Source organism: Saccharopolyspora sp. NPDC045941, assembly GCF_056431445.1.
The window spans coordinates 1-21,284 of the sequence record NZ_JBWKKU010000035.1 but is presented as its reverse complement, the minus strand read 5'-3'; the positions used below and the strand labels follow the sequence as shown (position 1 = coordinate 21,284).

Genomic DNA, 21,284 nt, shown 5'->3' with positions numbered 1-21,284 from the left:
AATGGACGAGCCGTGGGCGGTGCGCCGCCCACGGCTCGTTACGTGAGACCGGCCTTGCGCAGCCAGACCGACAGGCCGAGCTCGGCGTCGGAGTGCTCGGCGAAATCCCCGGCGGGAGCGGGGGTTTCGCCGATTTCGACGGCCAGCACGGCGGCGGCGATCTCCCCGGCGTGGGCCTGCAGAGCCTCGCGCAGCTCGCCGGTCGCCCGCCAGCGCAATGCGATCCGGTCGGTGATGTCGAGCCCGTCCCGCTTGCGGCAGTCCTGCACGAAGCGGATCGCCTCGCGGGCCAGCCCCGCGCGCCTGAGCTCCGGCGTGATCGCGGTGTCCAGCGCGATGGTCACCTCGCGCTGCGATTCCACCACCCAGCCGGTGCGCGGCACCTCGCTGATGACCACGTCGTCGCCGGTGAGCGGCTCGGCCTGCCCCTCGACCTCGATCGTGGCCCGGCCCGTCGCGCGCAGTTCCCGGGCCAGCTCGCCCGGATCGGCGGCGCCGACGGCCGCCGCGGCCTGCTGCGTGCGGTTGCCGAACCGCTTGCCCAGTGCGCGGAAGTTCGGCTTCACCGACACGTCCAGCACCTCACCGGCGCCGCCGAGCGGTTCGATGCGCCGCACGTTGAGCTCGTCGGCGAGGTCGGCGAGCAGTTCCGCCGGCAGCGCGGCGCTGACCAGCGCGCGGCCCAGCGGCTGACGCACCTTGATGCCGCTGCTCTTGCGCGCCGCGCGGCCCGCCTCGGCCAGCCGGCGCTCGACGTCCACTTCGGACAGCAGGGCGTCGTCGACCAGCGCGGGATCCGGTTCCGGCCAGGTGGCGAGGTGCACCGATTCCGGCGCGCCCGGCCGGCCCGGGCGGACGACGTCCTGCCACACCTGCTCGGTGATGAACGGGACGAACGGCGCGAGCAGCCTGGTCAGCACGTCCAGGCAGTCGTGCAGGGTGCGCAGGGCGTTGCGGTCGCCGTCCCAGAAGCGCTGCCGCGAGCGGCGGACGTACCAGTTCGACAGGTCGTCGACGAACTCCGCTAGCGCCCGCCCGGCGCCCGCGGTGTTGTAATCCTCCAGCCGCGAGTCGACCTCGTCGGCCAGCCGGTTGACCCGCGCGAGCACCCAGCGGTCCAGGACCGGGCGCCCGGCGGGCGGATCGGCGTCCGCCGGGATCCAGTCGACGAGCGAGGCGTAGCGGCTGAAGAACGACGCGGTGTTCCAGTACGTCATGAGTACCTTGCGGACGATCTCCTGCAGCGGCCCGTGCCCCACCCGCCGCGCCGACCAGGGCGAACCCGAGCAGAGCATGAACCACCGCAGGGCATCGGCGCCGTGCGCCTCCATCAGCGGCAGCGGTTCCAGCACGTTGCCGAGGTGCTTGCTCATCTTCCGGCCGTCCTCGGCCATGATGTGCCCCAGGCACACGACGTTCTCGTACGCGGAGCGGTCGAACAGCAGCGTGCCGACCGCCATCAGGGTGTAGAACCAGCCGCGGGTCTGGTCGATCGCCTCGCAGATGTACTGCGCCGGATAGCTCTTCGCCAGCTCCGCGACGCTGCCGGGCGCGTGCGGATAACCGAGCTGCGCGAAGGGCATCGAGCCCGAGTCGAACCACGCGTCGACGACCTCGGGTACCCGCGCCGCGGAGCGCCGGCAGGCCGGGCAGGGGAACTCGATCTCGTCCAGGTAGGGGCGGTGCGGGTCGAGGTCGGTGAAGTCCTGGCCGGTCAGCCCGCCGAGCTCGGCGCGGGAACCGACCGCCGTGACGTGCCCCTCCGGGCACCGCCACAGCGGCAGCGGCGTGCCCCAGTAGCGGCTGCGCGACAGCGCCCAGTCGACGTTGTTGTCCAGCCAGTTCCCGTAGCGGCCGTGCTTGACGTTCGGCGGGAACCAGTTCGTGCGCTCGTTCTCCCGCTGCAGCGCTTCCCGGATCGCCGTGGTGCGGATGTACCAGGACAGCTGCGCGTAGTACATCAGCGGCGTGTGGCAGCGCCAGCAGTGCGGGTACGGGTGCTCGAAAGTGCTGTAGCGGAACAGCAGATCCCGGTGCTGGAGGTCTTCGACCAGCACCGCGTCGGCGTCCTTGAAGAACATCCCGCCGACCAGCGGGACCCCGGCGGCGAACCGGCCGTCGCCGTCGACCGGGTTCACCACCGGCAGGTCGTTCTCGCGGCAGACGGCCAGGTCGTCGGCGCCGAAGGCGGGCGCCTGGTGCACCAGGCCGGTGCCGTCCTCCGTGGACACGTACTCGGCGAGCACCACCCGGTGCGCGTCCGGGATGTCGACCAGGTCGAACGGCCGCCGGTACCGCAGCCCGGCCAGCTCGGTGCCCCGCAGCGTCGCGAGCACCTCGCCGTCCGCGCCCAGCACCGCCTCGACTAGCGGCGCGGCCACCACGAAGGTGCCGCGCACGGTGCGCACCACCTGGTAGTCGACGTCCGGGTGCACCGCGACGGCGGTGTTGGACACCAGCGTCCACGGCGTGGTCGTCCAGATCAGCAGGTCGGCGTTCCGGTGCCCGGCGACCGGGCCGTCGACCGGGAACCGCACGTAGGCCGAGGGGTCGTGCACGTTCTCGTAGCCCTGGGCCACCTCGTGGTCGGACAGCGTCGTCTCGTCGCGCGGGCAGTACGGCGCCACCCGGTAGTCCTCGACCAGCAGCCCCGCGTCGAAGATCTGCTTCAGCGCCCACCACGCGCTGTCCACGTAGCCCGGCGACATCGTCCAGTAGGCCTCGGACAGGTCGATCCAGTAGCCCATCCGCCGCGTCACGGCCTCGAACTCGCCGACGTAGCGCTGCACCGACTCCCGGCAGCGGGCGTTGAACTCGGCGATGCCGATGCGTTCGATGTCCCGCTTGCCGCTGATGCCGAGCTCCTTCTCGACGGCCAACTCCACCGGCAGCCCGTGGCAGTCCCAGCCCGCGCGGCGCGGCACGGAGCAGCCCTTCATCGTCTTGAACCGCGGGAAGACGTCCTTGAACGCCCGCGCCTCGACGTGGTGCGTGCCGGGCGTCCCGTTCGCCGTCGGCGGGCCCTCGTAGAACACCCAGCGCGGACCGCCTGTGGACTGGGCGAGGCTGCGCTCGAACACCTCGCGGTCGCGCCACCACTCGATGATGCGCCGCTCCACGGCGGGCAGTTCGATCGAGGGCTCGACCGGCCGAAACGGCGTTTCAGGCTGCTGCATCCTTATATGCTCACACCTTCCCCGGCCGCGGACCGGGGGAAAGCTCCCGCGAGACGGCTGGAGGGTGCGATGTCGCTGCCGGTGGTGTCCGACGAGGTCCGGCGGGCCGTCGCCGAGGGGCGGCCGGTCGTGGCGCTGGAATCGACGATCATCACCCACGGGCTGCCGCGCCCGGACAACGGCGAGGTGGCGCGGGCGGCCGAGCGGCAGATCCGCGCGGCCGGGGCGGTGCCCGCGACGATCGGCGTCGTCGACGGAGTCGCGACGGTCGGCCTGACCGGAGCGCAGCTCGACCGGCTGGCCGACGACCGCGCCGCGGCGAAGGCGAGCGTCCGGGACCTGCCGGTCGCGGCGGCGAAGCGCCGCAACGCCGGGACCACCGTCGCGGCGACGTCGTTCCTGGCGCACCGCGCGGGTATCCGCGTGTTCGCCACCGGCGGGCTCGGCGGGGTGCACCACGGCGCGGCGGCGAGCTTCGACGAATCGGCCGACCTGGTGACCCTGGCCGCCACGCCGCTGGTCGTGGTCAGCGCCGGGGTGAAGTCCATTTTGGACGTCGCCGCCACGCTGGAACGGCTGGAGACGCTGAACATCCCCGTGCTCGGCTACCGGACGTCGCGCTTCCCGGGCTTCTACGTCGCCGATTCCGGCCACGAGATCGAGTACTCGGCCGACACCCCGGAGGAGGTCGCGGCGGCAGTTGCGGCCCGGGACGAGCTGGGCCTGCGCTCGGCGGTTCTGGTGGCCAACCCGGTTCCGGCGGACGAGCAGCTCGACCCGGCCCTGCACGACCGTGCGCTGGCCGAGGCGTGGGAGGAAGCCCGGCGGCAGGGCGTCGGCGGCCACGACATCACGCCGTTCCTGCTCGACCGGATCCGCACCGCCACCGGCGGGCGCAGCCTGGCGGTCAACATCGCGGTCTACCGGAACAACATCGAGCTGGCCACTGCGATCGCCACCGCCCTGGCCGGGGCGCCCTAGGGCGGTTTCGCGCGAAACCGCTACGCCTCTCGCGCGCCGGCGCTGCGGCCGGGGTGCACTCGGCGGGCCGGGTTTTCCGGAGTCCGAAAGTGCTCGCTGACCCGCCGGAGCAGCGCAGTTGGGTCGCTTGGACGAGCTGCGCGGTCCCGGCTCGCCCGCTGTACTGTTCAGTAGGTCGTGCGGGGGTCAGCGCGGCGGCAACGGAGCAGGAGGAAACTCGGCGTGAAGGCGGAATCGGCCACCGCTGAACAGGCGGGCAGCGGGCAGAACGTGGTCAAGTCCGCCGACCGCGCGCTGGTGATCCTGGAGCTGCTCTCCCGCGGCCGGCACCGGCTCAGCGACATCGCCGAAATCCTCCGGCTGCCGCTGTCCAGCGTGCACGGCCTGCTCGGCACCTTGGTGCACCGCGGCTTCGCCGAGTTCGACCAGACCACCCGCACCTACGGGCTGGGGCTGAAGGCGTGGACCGTCGGCCAGGGCTACACCGGGCACCGCGACATCGTCGGCCTGGCGCTGCCGCTGATGGAGCAGCTCGCGCAGCAGACGGGCGAGACGGTGCAGCTGTCCCGGCTGGACGGCACCGAGAACGTCTACATCGCCATCGCCGAGTCACCGCAGCCGATGAAGCTGGTGTCCGCGGTGGGCATGCGGCTGCCCGCGCACGCCGTCGGGCTGGGCAAGGCGCTGCTGGCCGGGCTGCCGGGCGACGAGCTGGAGCGCCGGTACCGCGGCGTGCACCTGGAGCGCTACACGGAGAACACCGTCACCGAGCCGGCCGAGCTGCTGGCCGAGGTGGAGCAGGCCCGCGTCCGCGGCTACGCCGTCGACGACGAGGAGTACATCGTCGGCTGCCGCTGCGTCGCGATGCCGATCCACGACCACTCCGGCGCGGTGGTGGCGGCCATGTCGGTCTCCGCGCCGACGCCGCGCTGCGGGCCGGACTGGACCGACGAGACCCGCGCCCCGCTGTCCACTGTGGTCTCCTCCGTGGAGCAGCAGCTCCGCCGCTGATCAGGCTCCGCGAGCCGGCGCCGCGAAAGGCGGCTCTGCCCGGCGATTTCGCGCGAAATCGCCATCTCACGAGCCGAACTGGATGGAGCGCTTGGCCAGGCCCCACCAGAAGCCGTCGATGGCGATCTTCTGCCGGTCGAGGTCTGAGCCGGCGGCGCCCAGCGTGACGAACAGCGGGGCGAAGTGCTCCGTGCGCGGATGCGCCAGGCGGCCCGCCGGGGCCTTGCGCTCGAAGTCGAGCAGCGCGTCGACGTCGCGGGCCTCCAGCGCCTGCCTGCCCCAGTCGTCGAACTCCGTCGACCAGCTCGGGGTGGTCTCGGCGCGCAGCGCAGCGAGGTTGTGGGTGAAGAAGCCGCTGCCCACGATGAGCACGCCTTCGTCGCGCAGCGGTTTGAGCGCCTGGCCGATGCGCATCAGGCGCTCCGGCTCCAGCGTCGGCATGGAGATCTGCAGCACCGGCACGTCGGCGTCGGGGTACATCTCCTTCAGCGGCACGTAGGCGCCGTGGTCGAGCCCGCGCTCCGGGAAGTCCTGCACCGGGGTGTCCGGGCCGCGCAGCAGCGAGCGCACCCGCGCGGCGAGTTCCGGGGCGCCGGGCGCGGCGTACTGGACCGAGTAGTAGTGCTCGGGGAAGCCCCAGAAGTCGTAGACCAGCGGCACGGTCGTCGTGGCGCCGATCGCCAGCGGGGCCTCCTCCCAGTGCGCCGAGATGATCAGGATCGCCTTCGGCTTCGGCAGATCCCGTGACCAGGCGGCGAGCTGCCCGGTCCACAGCTGGTCGTCGGCCAGCGGCGGGGCGCCGTGGCTGAGGTAGAGGGCGGGCATCCGGCCCGTCGCCGGAGCGGTCATGGCGATCTCCTCGTTCGAATTTGAACTACACCTCCGAAGGTACGCTGTTGTTCGAATTTGAACAAGCTAGGCTGGTGGGCATGACGGAACCGCGCTGGCTCGACGCCGAGGAGATGGCCGCCTGGAACGCCTTCGTGGAGGCGAGCAACCTGGTCGCCCGGCGGGTCGAGCAGCAGCTGCGCGAGCAGGCCGGGCTGTCGCACCCGCAGTACGAGATCCTGGTCCGGCTCGCCGCCGAGCCCGGCGGCGAGATGCGCATGACCGAGCTCGCCCAGCGGGTGGTGACGTCGAAGAGCGGCCTGACGTACCAGGTCACGCAGCTGGAGAAGGCGGGCCTGGTATACCGCCGGACCTGCGACACCGACGACCGCGGCGTCATCGCCGGGCTCGCCGACGCCGGCCGGGAGAAGCTGCGCGAGGCCGCGCCCGGGCACGTCGAGCTGGTCCGCGCGAACCTCATCGACGTGCTCAGCCGCGACCAGCTGCGCGCCATCGCGACCGGGCTGGGGGCGGTGACCCGCGCGCTCCGCGAGCGGCCTTGACGGCGCACTCGCGTCCCTGATCAAATTTTCAGGACACCGAAGTCTCTTCTGGTATGTGAAGGCACATGCCTGCCCGCGGAGTATTGCCTTCTGGACCGGTTCCGTGGAAAGTCTGAGGGCTGCCGTGCCGATGGGCTCGGGGCGCACCGCGCCCCACCCGGCCGCCCGGACGCCGCGGCAGGACCGAAGGAAGTTGCGTGGCGCAGCGCGACCGCCACGCGCATTTCGAAGGAGAGAGATGAAGTTTCTGAGGTTGGGTCCGGTGGGGGCCGAGCGCCCGCACGTGGCGGACGACCAGGGCCGGGTGTTCGAATTGAGCCCGATCACCGACGACATCGACGGGGACTTCCTGGCCGGCGACGGCATCCAGCGGGCCCGCGCGGCGCTGGCCGCCGGCGAACTCCCGGCGGTCGACGACCCTGGCGACGGCACCGGCCTGCGGGTCGGCGCGCCGATCGCGCGGCCGATGGCGGTGCTGTGCATCGGCCAGAACTACGCCGCGCACGCCGCCGAGTCCGGCTCGGCCCCGCCGGAGGTGCCGATCCTGTTCTTCAAGCACCCGAACACGGTCGTCGGGCCGTACGACGAGGTGCTGATCCCGCGCGGCGCCGAGCAGACCGACTGGGAGGTGGAGCTGGGCATCGTGATCGGCCGCCGGGCCCGCTACCTGGACAGCGCGGAGGAGGCGCTGGCCAGCATCGCCGGGTTCGTGGTGTCCAACGACGTGTCCGAGCGGGCGTTCCAGAAGGAACACTCCGGCGGGCAGTGGTCCAAGGGCAAGTGCTGCGAGACGTTCAACCCGGTCGGCCCGTGGCTGGTCCCGGCCGACGAGATCGCCGATCCGCAAGCGCTGCGGCTGCGGACGTTCGTCAACGGCGATGCGCGGCAGGACTCCAGCACGTCGGACATGATCTTCGACGTGGCGGAGATCATCAGGCACCTCTCGCAGTACCTGACGCTGGAGCCGGGAGACCTGGTCAACACCGGCACGCCGGAAGGCGTGGCGCTGTCCGGGAAGTTCCCGTACCTGGCCGCGGGCGACGTGATGGAACTGGAGATCGACGGTCTCGGCCGCCAGCGCCAGCAGCTCAAGTCGGCCTGAGGGGCTGTTTCCGGGCTTGTTCTGCGTGGCGGTGCGGGTAGCGGAACCTCAGGGGCCTTCTCGCTGTGGGATCCCCGACTCATGAATAGCCAATTCACCACGTCGGGGCTGTCCTCGCGAGAAGACCCCTGAGAACCCGCGGCGGTGCGAGTCGCGTAGGTGGGCTAAGCGGCTGCGCCGCTTCAACGGCAAGATCGATTCCAACTGCGCTAACAGGTTCTGACGCAAGAAAGACGGCGACCCGGCACCGAACCCCCTCGGTGCCGGGTCGCCGTCTTCGTGGAACTCCGCTGCGCCGACCCCCAGTGCGACGCTGCTGATTCCAGATCAGGCCGCCAGCTTCCGCGCCTTCGCGTAGCGGTTGTTGGCCGGCAGCCAGCACAGCACGACCGCGATGACCGCGGTCGCCAGGCCGATGTAGCCCATGGTGTTCACCAGTCCCGGGCCGCCGTCGTCGAACGCCGCCGCCAGGCCGCCGATCAGCGACAGGATCGCGAAGATGGTGACCAGCACGCGCGACCAGGTCGAGCCCTTGATCGCGAACAGGGTGAACAGCAGCAGCGGCGCGGCGAAGATGATCAGCAGGAACGCCTTGAAGATCAGCCCGGCGTGCGCGAGCGAGACCATGGTGTCCCATTCGTCAACGGACTTGGCGAGGTCGATGGCCTCCTGGGGGTTGTCGGTGCCCATGGTCTCCATGACCGTGTCGAGGCCGACCAGCGAGGGGTTGTTGATCGCGACGTCGGTCGCGTAGCTGTCGGCGAGGTCGCGGCCGCCTGCGAACAGGTAGATCGCACCGATCAGGCCGGATAACGCGGAGATCGCGGAGATGACCACCAGCGCCAGCAGCGTGGCGGGCTTCTTCAACGCGGTCTGGACGGGGCCGTCCGCCGGGGGAGCGGTCTGGGAGTACGTCACGGCTGTTTCTCCTTGCCAGGGTTCATGAAAGGGGGATCGGTGGGGGGATCCGCGGGGCGCGATCACCTCGGCCGGCGGCTGCGGTGCCGCCGGGTGGGCGTGACCGTTTCCGGGCGGAGCATCCGTCGGGGGAGCCGGTAGCCGTGTCGACCACCGCGCGTCGCTCCCGCTGTCCGACGCGATTTCGCGCAGCGCGAGCCCAAGCGCTGCTGAAACGAGCCTCGTCCGACGCCGCGCCCGGGCAGGGCGCAGCGGTGGTGATGCGCATGGTGCTTCGCGAATCCTCTCCAAGCGGGTTGCGGTGCTCACGCCACCGCAGGGCCCGCGTCCGTGCGAAATGCCCCGAGCTGACCGGTCGGTGCGAACCGAACCGGGCGGTCGTCGAAGGACCGCCGTTGGGGCGAGGCAGATCATTACACCGCGCCGCAACGGATTCCAGCACTTTTCGGAAAAATTCCGCAGATCATTAGTTCTGGCACGCAGATCAGTTCGGCGCACTACACTCCGGCGCGGGAAAGGGATAGAGAGAGGGACGCATGCCGTGCCGTTAGCCGGAACCGCCAGCCTGCCCGCGACCGACCTGCGCAGCCGCCTGCTGCAATCACCGTCCGCTTTGCTGGACACCACAATGGACCAGATGCGGACGCTGGTCCTGGTGCACGAGTTGGGAACGGCGCTGGCAGCGGCGCGTTCGCTCGGGCGCGAGCAGTCCAGCGTGCAGAAGCAGTTGGACACCTTGAACCGGAACTTCACGCAGCTGTGCGGAGAACCGCTCGTCATCAAGCAGGGGCGCGGGAAGAAGGTGCTGTTCACCGCCTCCGGCGAAGCGTTCGTGGAGATCGCGCGGGACACCTTGGGCGATTGGCTCGACGGGGTGCGCGAAACGCGACGACTTCGTGGCGAAACGGTTACTGTCGGCACCACTCGCTTCACTCTCGGTTTCCTCGCCAATGCAGGTGAACACGTCGCCGAGGAATTTCAGGATCGTGGAATCGATTTGCGCGTCACGCACTTGCGGACCCGCGAGTTGTTGGATGCGTTGCGGACGAAGCAGGCGGACCTCGTCTGCGGCAGCGCGCTGGTGTCCGAGGGCGACGCCGTGCTTGCTGAATTCGACGTGATGGAGTGGCGGCGCAGCGGGCTGAGCCTGGTCACCAACTTATCCGGAGAACAGTTGCCGAACCGCGCGTTGCGCGCGAGTGAACTCCACGCGGTGCCGCTGGTGGTTCCGGCGAGCGGGCTGATCTCCGGGTTCCTGCACGGGTGGTTCGGCACCGACTTCCGGGACAAGCTCGACATCGCCGCCGAGATCGACGACGTCCGCTACGGGTTCGACCTGCTGCGCTCGGAACTGCTGCACGGCTGCATGATCGTCACGCAGGGCGTGGGCGAGGCGGCCGGTGACGGGCGGCTGCCCGAAGGCCAGGGCCTGCGCACCATTGAGCTGATCAACGACGTCGGCCCGAAGATGCAGGTGCTGGTGGGCGCCTTCACGCGCCGAGGGGAGCGGCAGGGCTACTACGCCGAACACCCGCTGAACCTGCTGTGGACGGCGCTGGAACTGGAGAACACCAAGTGGAAGAGCGGCGAGGTCGCCACCGCCAAGGCGTCCTGACGCAATTTCAATGGAAATCGGACCTCTGATTTCCATTGAAATTGCGGAAGTTGTCCACAGGTCGGGGGAGTTGTCCACAGGATCCTGCGGTCGGTGCCGGTCGGTGCCGGTCGGTGCCGGTCGGTGCCGGTCGGTGCCGGGTGTCGCCGGTTCTCGCTGGTTGTCGTTGGTGCTGCCGGGGTTTCGTGCTGGGCCGTTAGGGTCAAGGCGAACGTGAAAGCCTTTCGGTTTTGGTTCCGGGTGGCTAGCGTCCGGACTCGGCGAAACCGACCGAGAGGACCTGGCATGCCGCGACGTTCGCGCACCCTGGCCGCGCTCAGCGCCGCGGCAGTCGTCGGTTCCCTGGTGCTCGCACCGGCTTCGACCGCCGAGCCGATCCCGGAACCCGCCCCGGACTACTGCCAGGAGCAGTGCCACCACATCCTGCCGCCCGGCCAGAACGGCAACGCGACCTTCGCCGACCTCGTCGCGCACATGCTGCTGGGCACCCGCCCGCCGCACTCCGACGACCAGCTCGCCAAGTACGACCGCCTCGCCGGCGGTTACCGCGAGCTGACGACGGGAACCATCGACGACTTCTTCAACGACAACTCCTTCGGCGTGCGGCCCGACGACGTCGAGCGGACCTACCGGCCGCGCGAAGACGTCACCATCGTCCGGGACAAGACCGCCGGGATCCCGCACATCTACGGCACGACGCGCTCCGGCACCGCCTACGGCGCGGGCTACGCGATCGCCGAGGACAAGCTGTTCCTGATGGACGCGATGCGCCGCGCCGGGCGCGGCGAGGTGTCGCCGTTCGCCGGTGGTGCGCCGGCCAACCGCCAGCTGGAGCAGCAGTTCTTCGCCGTCTCGCCGTACACCGAGCAGGAGCTGCAGCAGCAGATCGACACCGTCGCGCGGTACGGCGAGCGCGGGCGCCAGGCCCTCGAAGACGCGAAGTCCTATGTGGACGGCATCAACGAGTACATCGACAAGTCCTACAACGGGCGCTACTTCCCCGGCGAGTACGTCGCCACCGGGCACGTCGACCCGATCACCAACGCCGGCCGGATCGAGCCGTTCAGGCTCACCGACCTGGTCGTGCTGGCGTCGCTGGTCGGCGCCCAGTTCGGCGGTGGCGGCGGCAACGAGGTGCAGAACGCCGTCGCGCGGATGTCGCTGCACGAGCGGTTCGGCCCGGAGCGCGGCGAGCAGATCTGGGCGGCCTTCCGCGCCGAGAACGATCCAGAAGCGATCAGCACCATCCACGATGGACAGTCGTTCCCCTACGGCGGAACGCCGGCGGACCCGCGCGGCGTCGTGCTGCCCGATCCCGGTTCGGTGTCCGCGCAACAGCTGATCTTCGACCCGACCGGATCGGCCGTCGAGGCCGCCGAACCGGCCACCCGGGCGGAATCGAGCAACCCGCCGCCGACCACCGACGACCCGGTGGAGAGCCTGCGCGGCATCTTCGACGACGGCGTGGTGCCCGGTGACATGGGGCAGGCCCGCGGCATGTCCAACGCGCTCGTCGTCTCCGGCGCGCACACCGAGAGCGGCCACCCGGTGGCCGTCTTCGGGCCGCAGACCGGCTACTTCTCGCCGCAGCTGCTGACCCTGCAGGAACTCCAGGGCCCCGGCATCTCGTCGAAGGGCGCGTCCTTCGCCGGGCTGAGCTTCTACACGCTGCTCGGCCGCGGCCAGGACTACGCCTGGAGCGCCACCACCGCATCGCAGGACATGATCGATTCCTACGCCGTCGAGCTGTGCGAACCCGACGGCCGCCCGGCCACGAAGGACTCGAACTTCTACCGCTTCCGCGGCGAATGCCTGCCGATGCAGACCGTCGAGCGCAAGAACGCCTGGCAGCCGAACCTCGGCGACAACACCCCGCAGGGCTCCTACCGCCTGGTGTCCTTCCGCACCCGCTACGGCCCGGTGACGCACCGGGCGACGGTCGACGGGCAGCCGGTGGCGTTCGCGCGGGCCCGCTCGACGTTCCTGCACGAGGTCGACTCGATCATCGGGTTCCAGAAGTTCAACGACCCGGGCGCGATCACCTCGGCGGCGGACTTCCAGCGCGCCGCCCACGACATCAACTACACGTTCAACTGGTTCTACGCCGACGCGACCGACACGGCGTACTTCAACTCCGGGGCGAACGTGGTGCGCAAGCCCGACGTCGACCCGAGCATGCCGATCGTAGGCGACCCGGCGTTCGAGTGGCAGGGCTGGAACCCGGCGGACAACACCGCGGCCTACGCCCCGTTCCACGAGCACCCGAACTCGATCAACCAGGACTACTACATCAGCTGGAACAACAAGCAGGCGCCCGGCACCGCTGGGGCCAAGGCGGAGAAGGGCGCGGTGCAGCGGGGTGACCTGCTCGACCGCCGCGTCGCCGAGCACATCGCGTCGGGCGGCAAGTTCGACCGCGTCACGCTGACGCAGGCGATGGCCGACGCGGGCGTCACCGACCTGCGCGCCGAACGGGTGCTCCCGGACCTGCTGCGGCTCATCGACAGCCAACCGGTCACCGATCCGGAGACGTCGGAGCTGGTCGACCGGCTGCGCGAGTGGCTCGCCGACGGCGGCAGGCGGGTGGAAATCTCGCCGGGCAGCAAGGAGTACGCGCACGCCGAGGCGATCGAGCTGCTGGACGCGTGGTGGCCGCGGCTGGTGCGCGGCGAGTTCGAGCCGGCCGTGGGCGCCGACGCCTACCGGGCGATGACGGACATGATGCAGATCAACGAGTCGCCGTCGGGCTGGCAGAACGGCGAGCCGGGCCTGCACGTCGGCCAGGGCCACCAGGGCTCGGCGTTCCAGTTCGGCTGGTTCGGGCAGGTGTCCAAGGACATCCGCGCGGTGCTGGGCGAGCCGGTGCCCGGCGGGTTCGGCGAGCCGCTGTGCGGCGGCGGTGACGCCGGGGCGTGCCGGCAGATGCTGCTGGACACCCTGCGGCAGGCCGCGGAGACCCCGGCGACGGACACCTATCCCGGCGACGCGGACTGCAAGCCCGGCGACCAGTGGTGCGCGGACGCCATCCTGCAGACCAAGATCGGCGGCATCAGCCAGGAGAAGATCAGCTGGCAGAACCGCCCCACGTACCAACAGGTCGTCGAGTTCCCCACCCGCAGATGAGGGCCCGACCCGGCTCTTTTTGCGTGGCGGTGGGGGTGGCGGCCCCCTGCGGGAGTTGCTGCGGCCTTCTCGCTGTGGGATCCCCGACATCATGAATGACCGATTCACCACGTCGGGGCTGTCCTCGCGAGAAGGCCCCTGAGAACCCGCGGCGGTGCGAGTTGCGTAGGTGGGCTAAGCGGCTGCGCCGCTTCAAAGACAAAGCCCGTGCAACCAGAGCCCGCGTCGCCAATTCTGAGTTCGCCTCGAGGTGCCTGTGCAACGGCCGGGTGTGGTGCGTGCGGATGATCGCGCATACCGTGAGGTCCGACGAACGGAGGCGCTGTGGGCGATCTTGAGGCCGTGTTGGGCCGACTCGACGACATCCGGGCTGATCTCACCGAGCTGTACAAGGATCTGCACGCGAACCCGGAGCTGTCCTTCGCCGAGCACCGGACGGCCGCCGAGGTCGCACGCCGGCTGGAAGCGCTGGGCCTGGAGGTCACCACCGAGGTCGGGCGCACCGGCGTGGTCGGCGTGCTTCGCAACGGCGACGGGCCGACGGTGCTGCTGCGCGCGGACTTCGACGCGCTGCCCGTCCTGGAGCAGACCGGGCTCGACTACGCCAGCACCCGCCGCGGCACCGACCCGGACGGCAACGACGTCCCGGTGATGCACGCCTGCGGCCACGACATGCACGTCACCTGCCAGCTCGGCGCGCTGGACCTGCTGGTCGCGGCCCGCGACCGGTGGGCGGGCACGATCGTCGCGGTGTTCCAGCCCGCGGAGGAGATCGGGGCCGGTGCGCAGGCGATGATCGACGACGGCTTCCTCGACCGGTTCCCGAAGCCGGACGTGTGCCTGGGCCAGCACGTCTTCCCGTTCGAGGCGGGGGCGGTCGGCATGATCAGCGGCCCCAGCATGTCCGCCGCCGACGGCCTGAAGGTCACCATGTTCGGGCGCGGCGCGCACGGTTCCCAGCCGCAGAACGCCATCGACCCGGTGGTGATGGCCTCGGCGACCGTGATGCGCCTGCAGACCGTCGTGTCCCGGGAGGTCGCCCCGAGCGACACCGCGGTGGTGACCGTGGGCTCGATCAAGGCGGGCACGAAGGACAACATCATCCCCGACCAGGCCGAACTGCGGGTCAACATCCGCTCCTTCGACGAGCGGGTCCGGGAACACGTGATCGCGGCCGTGCAGCGCATCGTGCGCGCCGAGGCGATCGCCGCCGGGGCCGAGCGCGAGCCGGAGTTCGAGCGGCTCACGGACTTCCCGGTGCTGGTGAACGATCCCGAGGTCACCGGCCGGACGACGGCGGCGCTGCGCAAGGAGCTCGGCGACGGCCAGGTGCAAGAACTGCCGCCGGTGGTCGGCAGCGAGGACGTCGGGCTCTTCGGCACCGCGGCGGGCGTGCCGACCTGCTACTGGTTCTTCGGCGGCACCGACCGGGAGAAGTGGCGGGCGGCGAAGGACGCGGGCACCCTCAACCGGGAGATCCCGTCCAACCACTCGCCGTTCTTCGCCCCGGTCGTCGAGCCGACCCTGACGACCGGCGTGACGGCGATGACCACGGCGGCCCTGGAGTGGCTGGCGAAGAGCTGACCGTCCGGCGCGGTTTCCGCGGAAACCGCGCCGAACCTCACGTGCCGGTGGCGCCGTCGATGCGTTCGCGCAGCATGTCGGCGTGGCCGTTGTGGCGGGCGTACTCGGCCAGCAGGTTGAACATGACCCAGCGCAGCGAGATCGGCTCGCCGGTGGAGCGGCGGATGCCGGTGTCGTCCAGCGAGCCGGCCGCGGCGACGATCTCGCGGGACCTCGCGCACTCCGCCCGCCAGGTTTCCAGCGCGGCCGCGAAATCGCCGCCCAGGTCGTCGAAGTCCTGGTCTGGATCGTCGTCGGAGTAGTACAGCAGCGGCACGTCCTCCTGGGCGAACTGGATGCGGAACCACCACCGCTCGACCCCGGCGAGGTGCCGCACCAGGCCGTGCAGCGAAAGCCCGGAAGGCTCGACGAGCCGGGCGGACAGCTGCGCGGCCGGCACGTCGGCGCACTTCAGCGCCAGTGTTTCCCGGTGCCATTCCAGGAAAGCGCTGAGCGTCTCGAACTCGCTGCCGGTCAGCGGCGGCTCGGCCCGATCACCGCCGGCCCACCGAAGCGAAGTGCTGACTGGGATTTCCGACACGATGCCCTCCAATCGAAGAACCGAACCTTCCCACCGCCCTCCGACACTCCCGGCCGTTCGGTCGGTTACCGGTGTGGGGTCGGGTTGGTGAGGAGGGCTTCGACCAGGTCGGCCGGGGGTGGGCTGGGTTGGTCGGTGAAGTGGGCGAAGAACGCCGACTGGAGGCAGGCGCCGAGGAGGAGCGCCGCCAGGGCTTCCGGGTTCGCTCCCCGGTCGATCGCTCCCGCTCGCTGCTCGGCCGCGAGGTAGGCCGCGAGCTTCTCGCGCACCACGTTGGGGCCCATGTTCCGCTCCTGCAGCGCGGTTCGGTGGGCCGCCAGCAGGGCCGGTTCGGAGAACAGGGACGCCGCGATCGGGAACGTGTCGGTGTAGAAGTCGATCGCTTCGGCCGCGACCTCCTCCAGCGTTTCCCGCACGGCCCCGCGTCCCGCACGCTCGTCCAGCGCGGCGAGCAGCTCGTGGATGTTGCTGGGCACGCGTTCCAGCAGGACGCCGAGGAACAGGTCGGTCTTGTCGCGGAAGTGCTTGTACAGCGCGGCTTCCGAGTAGCCGGCCTCCTTGGCGATCTCCTTGGTGGTGGCGCGGGCGAGGCCGCGGGTGCGCATCACGTGCGCTGCGGCGTCTAGCATCCGGTGGCGAGTTCCCACAGCGCACCTCTCGTTGACAAGTTGGTGAGTGTTCACCCACCATAATGGTTAGTGAACACTCACCAACTCGATGGGGTGCGGAACATGCGGATCACGATCTTCGGGGCGACCGGCGGCACCGGGAAGCACCTGCTCGAACAGGCCTGCGCGGCGGGGCACGAGGTCACCGCCGTGGTGCGGGACCCGGCGCGGCTCGCCCACGACCACCCGGGGCTGACCGTGGTGACCGCCGACGTGATGGACCCCGCCGCGATACGGCCGCACGTGGCCGGTCGGGACGCGGTGATCTCGGCGATCGGCTCACGTGACCTGAAGCCGACCACCATCCAGACCGACAGCACCAGGAGCATCCTCGACGCGATGGCCGCCGCCGGTGCGCGCCGGTTCCTCGTGGTCAGCAACTGCGGCATGCTCTCCGATGGCGACGGCCCGGTGACCAAGCACGTGATCAAGCCGATCCTGTGGCGCATCCTCCGGAACCCCTGGACGGACATGGGCCACATGGAGGAAGTCGTCCGGGCCAGCGGGCTGGACTGGACGATCATCCGGCCGCCGCAGCTCACGAACGGCCCGCGCACCGGCCGGTACCGGACGGCGGTCGACCGGAACGTGCGCGGCGCCAAGCGGATCTCGCGGGCGAACGTGGCCGACTGCCTGCTGCGCGAGCTCGCCGATCCGGGCTCGGTGGGCAAGGCGATCGCGGTCGCCGACTGAACCCGGCTACTTCGTGATCAGCCCGATGTCGAGGTTCGGGACCTGGTTGATCTTGCCGTCGGTCAGCGCGACGACGGCGGTGGCGGTGCCGTCGGCCGGGGCGGCGTCGGAGTCGGTCTCCGGCGCGCCGACGTGCTGCGGCGAGAAGCCCATGCCCTCGGGCGGGACGAAGCGCAGGACGTAGGTGCTGGTGCCCTGGTTCGGCATCGCGTAGTGCCCGGTGCCGTCGCTGCCGCTGCCCCACCTGCCGATCCAGAAGCGGATATCGGGCAGCAACGGCTCATCCGCCTGGCGTTGCCCGTCGGCGTTGAGGTCGTGCCAGGCGACGCCGGTGATGTCGCTGCCGAGCTTGCCGAAGTCGGCGGTGCTGGTGCCGCCGGGGTGCACCTCGACGACGACCTCGTCCGGCGTGGTCATCTGGTAGCCGATCGGATTGATGCCGACCCGGTACCGGCCGGGCGGCACGCCCGGAATCTCGTACGTGGCATCGGGATTCGTCCCGACCGTCGCCACCCAGCTGCCGTCCAGGTGGTACAGCCCGACCGCGCTGCCACCGCTCGGCTCGCCGGGCTGCCAGACGCCGTCGGCGTTGCGGTCGAAGTAGTGCAGCCCTCGCACGGTCCCGGTCGGCGGCTCGGCTGCCGCCGGCATCGCCGTTCCCAGCAGCGCCAACGCGCTCGCCGCCACGAAAACCGCGCCTCTTCCCGTCATCACGCCTCCGCTCGCAGTGGGTACCCGTTCTGCGTCGAAGACGCGCTTCGCCCGGTAGCGGTTGCCCTGTCGTGAGTGTTTTCGGTTGCTGTGGCGACCAGGAGCGCTCACGACTCGCGTTCTCAGCGGCGGACGCGGTAGGTGATGTGCGTGACCAGCGAGGCGGGGCGTGCCGAAACCAGTTCCAGGTCCAGCGCGGGCACGCCGTCGAACAGCCGCTCTCCGGCGCCGAGCGTGACCGGGGCGATGTGGGTGCGCAGCTCGTCGATGAGCCCGGCGCTGAGGTACTGGTTGACCGTGGCCACGCCGCCGGCGATCGCGACGTTGCGGTCGCCCGCCGCCTTCTTCGCCTGGTCGAGCGCGGATTCGATGCCGTCGGTGACGAAGGTGAAGGTGGTGCCGCCCGCCATGACCAGGGGCTCGCGCGGGTAGTGGGTGAGCACGAAGACCGGGGCGTGGTACGGGGGCTCGTCGCCCCACCAGCCTGTCCAGTCCAGGTCCCACTCGCCGCGGATCGGCCCGAACATGTTGCGCCCCATCACGTTGGCGCCGACCGCGGTGATCGCGTCCATTTCGGTCTTGTTCTCGTCCGCGGTCTCGAACATCCAGGCGGTCAGCCGGTCGACCGGGCCGTCGCCGAAGGGCTTCTCGTGGCTCTGGCCGGGCCCGGCAGCGTATCCGTCGGCCGAAACGGCGATGTCGCAAACCACCTTGGACATGAGTTCTCCCGTGTTCGTCGTCCCATCCGATTGCGTTTTGCAACCGGTAGTGGGATCATATGCAGAGCCGGATGCAGAATGCAAGCGGTTTCTGATCAAAGGAGGTTTCGGTGAAGGACGAGCGCCGATCCGGATGCCCGATCAACCTCGCCGTCGAGGTGCTCGGCGACAAGTGGTCGCTGGTCGTCATCCGGGACATGATGTTCGGCAACCGCAGGCACTTCCGCGAGCTGCTGAACAACTCCGAGGAAGGCATCGCCTCGAACATCCTCGCGTCGCGGCTGCAGCGCCTCGTCGAGAACGGGCTGGTGTCGAAGGCCGCCGACCCGAGCCACAAGCAGAAGGTGATCTACAGCCTCACCGAGACCGCCATCCAGCTCGTCCCGGTCATGGCGCACCTCGGCGCCTGGGGACGCCGCCACCTGCCGGTGACGCGCGAGCTGGCCATCCGCGCCGAACTGCTCGAACGGGGCGGCCCCGAGCTGTGGGACGAGTTCATGGACGAGTTGCGGGAGCAGCACCTGGGCATCCCGCGGCCGGCCGGAACCGAATCGGTCTTCGCCCGCCTGCGCGCCGCCTACGAGGCGGAACTCGCGCGGGAGTGACGCGGTTCCCCGCGCTCGGCGGCGTTGGTCAGCCGTGCGCGTGCTGGGCCATGAGCTCGCGCATCCGGGCGCGGGCGCCGTGGATCCGGGACTTCACCGTGCCTTCCGGCAGCTCCAGCTGCGTCGTGATGCGGCGCGGTCGTGGTGCAGGACGCGCTGATGTCCACGGCGGGCCGCCTGGTGTGGGTGCAGGTCAAGCAGCCGAGCACCGAGGTGACGCAGACCGACGAGGTCCTCGCCGCCCTGACCATCACGCCCTGACCGCGCCCGTTGATGCCGGTTGGGCATCTATTCCCCACCGAATCGGTATTGGTTCGGGCGCGCGCGAATGTGCAAGGCTCGCAACGTGATTCGGCCAGCTGCAACGGAGGGGCGAACGTGCCGACCGACAAGACACTGAGCCTTGCCGAGGCGATAACCCGGCACGTCCGCGACGGGCAGACGGTGGCGTTGGAGGGCTTCGGCCACCTGGTCCCGACCGCCGCCGCGCACGAGATCATCCGGCAGGGCGTCACCGGCCTGACCCTGGCGCGGATGACCGGCGACACGCTCGTGGACCAGCTGCTCGCGGCCGGGTGCGTGACCAAGCTGATCTCGTCGTTCGTCGGCAACAGCTCCGCCGGGTCGCTGCACGAGCTGCGGCGGCGCATCGAGCACCACGATCCGGAGCCGCTGGAGTTCGAGGAGTACAGCCACGGCGGCATGGTCGCCCGCTACGCCGCCGGCGCGGCCAAGCTGCCGTTCGCGCCGATCCGCTCCTACACCGGCAGCGACCTGGTCGCGCTGAACCCGCTGATCAAGAGCGTCACCGACCCCTACGGCGGCGGCGAGATCCACGTGGTGCCCGCGCTGAACCCGGACGTCTCGATCATCCACGCGCAGCGCACCGACCGGGCCGGGAACGTGCAGGCCTGGGGCATGCTCGGCGCACGCGCGTCGGTGCTAGAACTACCGATGCTCGATACGAGCTCGCACAGGATTTCGAGTTGAGGGTGTTTCGTCTTTCAGGGGCTATTGGCGTACGCGTCCCTTTCAGCCTTGATCGGTAACCTGCCCAGAGTGAAGGTGAGGTGATCAACGCTGCAGCTGCGTTACCGGTACCGGCTCTACCCTGCCCCAGGGCAAATGCAGGCTCTTGCCCTATCGTTCGGGTGCGCGCGCGTGGTCTACAACGACGCTGTGGCAGCGCGTCGTGCCGCGTGGTTGGCAGGTGAGGAGTACCCGACATCGGGGGCACTGCAGAAGCGGTTAATTACCGAAGCAAAACGCACTCCCGAGCGGGCGTGGCTGGCGAACGTGCAGCATTCGATGCTGCAGCAGGCCGTTCGGGACTGCGATATGGCCTACAAGAACTTCTTCGATTCGCTCGCAGGCAGGCGAGTGGGCCGGAGGATGGGTGTGCCTCGGTTTAAGTCGCGACGCGACAACAGGCAGACGATCCGATTCCAAGCCAACGGGTTCCGAATACTGGACAATGGCAGGTTGCGGTTGGGGAAGATCGGTGACATCAAGGTTGCCTGGTCACGGAACCTGCCCAGCGTCCCGAAGACTGTCACGGTGATCAAAACCGCTGATGACCGCTATTTCGCGTCGTTCGTGGTCGAGGTCGGTGACGAAACCACCGGTCCTGTGCTCGACGAATGCGGAAACGAGATCGAGGCTGGCCTCGACTTGGGCTTGTCTGTGTTCGCCGTCGACGACCAGGGACGGCGGATCGAGAACCCGAGGTTCCTGCGGCAGGCAGAGAGAAAGCTTAAACGCGCACAACGGCAAATGTCGCGTAAGCAGAAAGGCAGCAATAACCGCGCCAAGGCCAGGCAGCGCCTGGCCAGGCAGCACGCCAAGGTAGCCGATGCTCGGTCGGACTGGCTGCACCAGGAAACGACCAGGCTCGTTCGTGAGAACCAAGCGATCTACCTGGAAGACTTGGCTGTGTCCGGTTTGGGCCGTACCCGGTTGGCCGGGAGCGTGCACGACGCATCGTGGGGCAGCTTCCGCAAGCTGCTGGAAGAGAAATGCGCCCGCGCCGGCCGAACGCTGGTAGTGGTCGACCGGTGGCTCCCTAGTACGAAGACTTGCTCTGCCTGCGGACACGTGAAGGGTGCTATGCCGCTAGACGAGCGGGTGTTCCGGTGCGAGAAGTGCCCGCTTGTGTTGGACCGTGATGTGAACGCAGCTTGTAACATCCTCGCCGCTGGACGGGTGGAGAGGTTAAACGCCTGTGGACCCGATGTAAGACCCCCTACCGGGGCGGTTGGGGTTGAAGCAGGAACCCAGCGAAGCGCCGCTAAAGCGCAGTAGAATCTCCGGCCTTCAGGACTCTGTTGCTCAATTTCGATCAGGCGGCCAGTTCGAGATTGAGGGCAGTGAGGTGGGAAGTTCTGGTGTTTCCCAGGGGTGTGCCGGT

17 protein-coding genes and 1 pseudogene are annotated in these 21,284 nt (G+C 69.7%); 11 read left to right on the top strand and 7 right to left on the bottom strand.

Going from position 1 to position 21,284, the window contains the following annotated elements:
• Positions 1 to 38: 38 nt before the first annotated feature.
• A complete protein-coding gene (ileS, locus tag AC07FN_RS26215; protein ID WP_478398029.1) occupies positions 39 to 3,176 on the bottom strand; it encodes an isoleucine--tRNA ligase in 3,138 nt (1,045 codons plus the stop codon).
• A gap of 69 nt (positions 3,177 to 3,245) precedes the next feature.
• On the opposite strand from ileS, the gene AC07FN_RS26210 reads away from it, so the two are divergent.
• Positions 3,246 to 4,157, top strand: coding sequence for a pseudouridine-5'-phosphate glycosidase (locus AC07FN_RS26210; RefSeq protein ID WP_478398028.1), 912 nt, complete (start codon positions 3,246 to 3,248; stop codon positions 4,155 to 4,157).
• 222 nt (positions 4,158 to 4,379) lie between these two features.
• Positions 4,380 to 5,168, top strand: a complete 789-nt coding sequence (locus AC07FN_RS26205; RefSeq protein ID WP_478398027.1) for an IclR family transcriptional regulator — start codon at positions 4,380 to 4,382, stop codon at positions 5,166 to 5,168.
• Between the two features lie 66 nt (positions 5,169 to 5,234).
• Here AC07FN_RS26205 and AC07FN_RS26200 read toward each other — a convergent pair whose 3' ends face one another.
• Complete coding sequence (locus AC07FN_RS26200; protein ID WP_478398026.1) at positions 5,235 to 6,017, bottom strand: dioxygenase family protein; 783 nt, start codon at positions 6,015 to 6,017, stop codon at positions 5,235 to 5,237.
• 80 nt (positions 6,018 to 6,097) lie between these two features.
• Here AC07FN_RS26200 and AC07FN_RS26195 point away from each other — a divergent pair, with 80 nt between their 5' ends.
• Positions 6,098 to 6,559, top strand: a complete 462-nt coding sequence (locus AC07FN_RS26195) for a MarR family winged helix-turn-helix transcriptional regulator (protein WP_478398025.1) — start codon at positions 6,098 to 6,100, stop codon at positions 6,557 to 6,559.
• Positions 6,560 to 6,797: 238 nt separating this feature from the next.
• Entirely contained in the window at positions 6,798 to 7,661 is an 864-nt protein-coding gene (locus tag AC07FN_RS26190) for a fumarylacetoacetate hydrolase family protein (RefSeq protein WP_478398024.1), read from the top strand.
• Positions 7,662 to 7,988: 327 nt separating this feature from the next.
• Here AC07FN_RS26190 and AC07FN_RS26185 read toward each other — a convergent pair whose 3' ends face one another.
• Positions 7,989 to 8,579 (bottom strand): hypothetical protein, encoded by a 591-nt coding sequence (locus AC07FN_RS26185; RefSeq protein ID WP_358576420.1) that lies wholly within the window; start codon positions 8,577 to 8,579, stop codon positions 7,989 to 7,991.
• A 358-nt stretch (positions 8,580 to 8,937) separates the two neighbouring features.
• Here AC07FN_RS26185 and AC07FN_RS26180 point away from each other — a divergent pair, with 358 nt between their 5' ends.
• The 3 genes from AC07FN_RS26180 to AC07FN_RS26170 all read left to right on the top strand — a co-directional run bounded on the left by AC07FN_RS26180 (position 8,938) and on the right by AC07FN_RS26170 (position 14,901).
• The gene (locus AC07FN_RS26180; RefSeq protein WP_478398023.1) at positions 8,938 to 10,194 is read left to right on the top strand and encodes a LysR family transcriptional regulator; all 1,257 of its coding nucleotides are present in this window, start codon (positions 8,938 to 8,940) and stop codon (positions 10,192 to 10,194) included.
• A gap of 285 nt (positions 10,195 to 10,479) precedes the next feature.
• On the top strand, positions 10,480 to 13,317 hold the full coding sequence (locus AC07FN_RS26175; protein ID WP_478398022.1) for a penicillin acylase family protein: 2,838 nt from the start codon (positions 10,480 to 10,482) through the stop codon (positions 13,315 to 13,317).
• Positions 13,318 to 13,641: 324 nt separating this feature from the next.
• Positions 13,642 to 14,901, top strand: a complete 1,260-nt coding sequence (locus AC07FN_RS26170) for a M20 family metallopeptidase (protein ID WP_478398021.1) — start codon at positions 13,642 to 13,644, stop codon at positions 14,899 to 14,901.
• Positions 14,902 to 14,938: 37 nt separating this feature from the next.
• Here the strand turns inward: AC07FN_RS26170 and AC07FN_RS26165 are convergent, their stop codons facing one another.
• Both AC07FN_RS26165 and AC07FN_RS26160 read right to left on the bottom strand, forming a co-directional pair.
• Entirely contained in the window at positions 14,939 to 15,481 is a 543-nt protein-coding gene (locus tag AC07FN_RS26165) for a DinB family protein (protein WP_478398020.1), read from the bottom strand.
• A gap of 65 nt (positions 15,482 to 15,546) precedes the next feature.
• A complete protein-coding gene (locus AC07FN_RS26160) occupies positions 15,547 to 16,110 on the bottom strand; it encodes a TetR/AcrR family transcriptional regulator (protein ID WP_478398019.1) in 564 nt (187 codons plus the stop codon).
• Between the two features lie 102 nt (positions 16,111 to 16,212).
• On the opposite strand from AC07FN_RS26160, the gene AC07FN_RS26155 reads away from it, so the two are divergent.
• On the top strand, positions 16,213 to 16,842 hold the full coding sequence (locus AC07FN_RS26155; RefSeq protein ID WP_478398018.1) for an NAD(P)-dependent oxidoreductase: 630 nt from the start codon (positions 16,213 to 16,215) through the stop codon (positions 16,840 to 16,842).
• Positions 16,843 to 16,848: 6 nt separating this feature from the next.
• Here the strand turns inward: AC07FN_RS26155 and AC07FN_RS26150 are convergent, their stop codons facing one another.
• Both AC07FN_RS26150 and AC07FN_RS26145 read right to left on the bottom strand, forming a co-directional pair.
• Positions 16,849 to 17,553, bottom strand: a complete 705-nt coding sequence (locus AC07FN_RS26150) for an SdrD B-like domain-containing protein (protein ID WP_478398017.1) — start codon at positions 17,551 to 17,553, stop codon at positions 16,849 to 16,851.
• A 122-nt stretch (positions 17,554 to 17,675) separates the two neighbouring features.
• A complete protein-coding gene (locus tag AC07FN_RS26145; RefSeq protein ID WP_452618704.1) occupies positions 17,676 to 18,272 on the bottom strand; it encodes a dihydrofolate reductase family protein in 597 nt (198 codons plus the stop codon).
• Positions 18,273 to 18,382: 110 nt separating this feature from the next.
• Between AC07FN_RS26145 and AC07FN_RS26140 the strand changes: the two genes are divergently transcribed.
• From AC07FN_RS26140 to AC07FN_RS26130, 3 genes and pseudogenes are all read left to right on the top strand, one after another.
• Complete coding sequence (locus AC07FN_RS26140; protein WP_132482568.1) at positions 18,383 to 18,877, top strand: winged helix-turn-helix transcriptional regulator; 495 nt, start codon at positions 18,383 to 18,385, stop codon at positions 18,875 to 18,877.
• A gap of 378 nt (positions 18,878 to 19,255) precedes the next feature.
• Positions 19,256 to 19,819: pseudogene (locus AC07FN_RS26135) on the top strand (CoA transferase subunit A); the annotation flags it as partial.
• A gap of 183 nt (positions 19,820 to 20,002) precedes the next feature.
• Entirely contained in the window at positions 20,003 to 21,178 is a 1,176-nt protein-coding gene (locus AC07FN_RS26130) for an RNA-guided endonuclease InsQ/TnpB family protein (protein ID WP_478398016.1), read from the top strand.
• The last annotated feature ends 106 nt before the right edge of the window (positions 21,179 to 21,284 follow it).